Source organism: Thalassotalea sp. G20_0, from assembly GCF_017744175.1.
Taxonomy (GTDB): domain Bacteria; phylum Pseudomonadota; class Gammaproteobacteria; order Pseudomonadales; family Endozoicomonadaceae; genus Endozoicomonas.
In genome coordinates, this window is the sequence record NZ_JAGHQV010000347.1 from 1 (window position 1) to 740 (window position 740).

The 740-nt window shown below is 43.0% G+C and carries 1 protein-coding gene; it reads right to left on the minus strand.

Annotated features, from left to right (window positions below; genetic code table 11):
- Window positions 1–480 precede the first annotated feature (480 nt).
- Window positions 481–740 (minus strand): RAP domain-containing protein (locus tag J7438_RS26435; RefSeq protein WP_209279003.1); only part of this gene is annotated, 260 nt, incomplete at its 5' end.

The following is a 740-nucleotide window of genomic DNA, read 5'->3' on the forward strand; positions in this document are numbered from 1 at the left end:
CCATGGCCTGACTGTGGTATGTCTATATCGTCCGCGCCTTGAAGAAGCGGCATGGTCATTCTCTCGGTTGTAATCATTATTTGATCTTGTGTATTGACCACTGATACCAGCAGAGCTTCTATCCATAGTTATATTTCATCAATTCATGAAAATATAAAAAACAGACTGCTGTTCTGCTTAGAAGTTCATTTTTCGGAAAAGTTTATAAAGATAAGCGGTTGTGGAAAACCAACTACTCCTGATACCACCAATCTGTTATTTTCAAATCATTCGGGGTGAGATGTATGGGCAACAGCTGTTCAGCGCTGGCACTCCTTCCCCGGAAAATGTAAAAACGGTTCTTGAGTCATGATGGGAGGAAGGCGATCACTGGATGTTTGTTTTCTACCTCATTTGCTGGTTTGCTCTTCTGAATGTTCTTTGTCAGTTAAGTACCCGTGATCTGAGGGGCACCATCCTTTATCGGTAGTAACGTATCCTTCATCTGCCCACCTTCTTTATAAGTGACACAGAGCCATGACCCTGTGGCTGGATGTCTACACTGGTCTTTATTTGATCAATATATAGCTTCATTGAATCCTGCTTCCAAAGCTGGTTAACCGGGATTTCAATGACCTCAAATCCTGATTTTTGCAGCAGTGCGATTTTCAGCAGAGTCGAACCATTCCTGGTTTTGAAGTCACCACCCACGTAATGAGACGGTCCCTGAACTTCAATCACCATGTTGTGATCTGGCAGTA